We start from the raw sequence: 1,987 nt of genomic DNA on the forward strand, positions 1-1,987 counted from the left end.
GAGACTGACTCATGGAACACACGTTATTCGTCATCGGCAAGCTGTTCACGACCGCGCTGGCGCTGGTAATCGCGTACCAAGCCTATCGTGGGTACCAGCGGCATCACACGCAGTTGCTCCTGTACGTCGCCGCCGGCTTCGCGCTGGTCGGGTTGGGCGGCCTTCTCGAAGGCGTCCTCTTCGAACTCCTCCAGGTGTCGATCTTCGAAGCAGGATTCGTCGCAGCAGTTGTCACCGCAGCCGGGATGCTGTCAATTCTCTACGCCCTCTATGCCCCGAACCCCTGAGTATTCGGGACATTCATTCGAGAAGCGTCCTCTGGGCGTCGTTCCTTATTCGAAGTCGCTATTGTTCGGATTCCCTTATTCTCGCTAGTGTAGGGTCGCAGCGGGAATTATGTCCGCACCAGTCGTACAATATCGTATGATTCGAACACTCGTGGGTGTCCTCGGCGCTATCTCAGCACTGTTCCCGGACAAGATCGTCGGGCTCTTCGAGAAACTCGCGATTGCGAACCCAAGTGAGGGAACTGTGAGAGAGTGGGTCCGTCCAGCTATCCGGTCGGAGGGCGTTCTGATAGCTGCGATTTCCCTCCGTAACGGGCGAGCATACGCGTGGCTGATGAATCTTACCGGCCTGTTCGGCGCGATCGTCCTCCTGTTTCCCGATCTGTATCGGAGATTTGCCACCGCGTTCCTGTACGAGCGTCCGGAGTCGATAGAATGGAATGAGCGATTCCGCTCGGGTATTCGGGCTATCGGCGCACTATATGTCTTTTTAGCAGCGAAGACGTACAGGGAGCGCCACAACGAGACCTGAATCTTCCCGCCATCGACAGCTGGTGAATCTGTGATTTGGTTCGTTGCGCCCGCAGGTGTTACTTGGATTCTAAAGTTTGACCCCCAAGAGACCAGTATGATCGAAGGGGGAATCCGCTAAAGAGAGGGAGACGTATGTACCTCTGTATGACGACAACCATCACCGTGGAAGGAATGTCGTGCGGTCACTGTGAGCAGACGGTCGAAGAGGCCCTTGAAGAGGTCTCTGGCGTGACTTCCGTGACCGTCGACAGGGAAAGCGAACAGGCAAGTGTCGAGGGTGAGGCAGAGGTCACGGCCCTTGTGGAGGCCGTCGAAGGCGCAGGGTACACCGCTCACGCCTGAGTAGGAATTAGCGGATAGCACGGACCGCTTCGAGACGACGGTCTACAGTTGTCTTTGGAGTTTGCCTACGATGGTCCTGCTGTACGGTTTCAGGGGCGAAGATTCAGGAAGCCAGCGAATCCACCTCTACAGAGAACATGATCTATGGATGACCACAAAGATACAACTGAGAATTCCCAGGGAGGAGAGGATCAGCAGGACACCAGCAGTCACCAGCACGAACACGGCGACCACGATGAAGCGGTCGGTGAATCTGACGAAGAAGGGGTAGAACAGGAGCTACTGGAGGACGAGGCTCACCCTGCTGCGGCGAATGAAATGGCATCCCACGAGCAGCACGAGCACGCCGGACACGAGGGCGAAGGGCACGACCACGGTTCCCACGAGGGCCACGGTGAGGGGCATGGCGGGATGCACGAAGGCCACGAGCAGATGTTCCGCCGGCGCTTCTTCGTCTCGACGCTCCTGTCGATTCCCGTCCTCCTGTACAGCGAAATGCTCCAGGAGTGGCTCGGGTTCTCCGTCCCAACGTTCCCGGGGAGCGAGTGGATCAACCCGGTGTTCGCCGTCATCGTCTTCGCGTACGGTGGGGTGCCGTTCCTCCAGATGGCGGTGCCGGAGCTGAAAGACCGGGCACCGGGGATGATGACGCTCATCTCGATGGCGATCACCGTCGCGTTCGTCTACAGCCTCGCGAGCGTGGTGTTCCCGACGCAGTCGGCGTTCTTCTGGGAGCTCGTCACACTGATCGACATCATGCTCCTCGGCCACTGGATCGAGATGCGGTCGGTACGCCGAGCCTCGAGCGCCGTCGACGAACTGGC

Annotated in this window: 4 protein-coding genes and 1 pseudogene; all 5 read left to right on the top strand. The window is 58.5% G+C overall.

The features are described 5' to 3' along the window. Positions 1–11 precede the first annotated feature (11 nt). Positions 12–287, top strand: a complete 276-nt coding sequence (locus AN233_RS03080) for a DUF7521 family protein (RefSeq protein ID WP_049987862.1) — start codon at positions 12–14, stop codon at positions 285–287. Between the two features lie 136 nt (positions 288–423). Beyond that, a complete protein-coding gene (locus tag AN233_RS03085) occupies positions 424–819 on the top strand; it encodes a hypothetical protein (RefSeq protein WP_058365393.1) in 396 nt (131 codons plus the stop codon). Between the two features lie 146 nt (positions 820–965). Further along, a complete protein-coding gene (locus AN233_RS03090; RefSeq protein WP_049987864.1) occupies positions 966–1,163 on the top strand; it encodes a heavy-metal-associated domain-containing protein in 198 nt (65 codons plus the stop codon). Positions 1,164–1,233: 70 nt separating this feature from the next. After that, on the top strand, positions 1,234–1,434 hold the full coding sequence (locus AN233_RS17870) for a hypothetical protein (RefSeq protein WP_231554340.1): 201 nt from the start codon (positions 1,234–1,236) through the stop codon (positions 1,432–1,434). Positions 1,435–1,481: 47 nt separating this feature from the next. Then, a pseudogene (locus AN233_RS16160) lies at positions 1,482–1,987 on the top strand (heavy metal translocating P-type ATPase); the annotation flags it as partial.

Origin of the sequence: Haloparvum sedimenti (genome assembly GCF_001462205.1) — an archaeon.
GTDB lineage: Archaea > Halobacteriota > Halobacteria > Halobacteriales > Haloferacaceae > Haloparvum > Haloparvum sedimenti.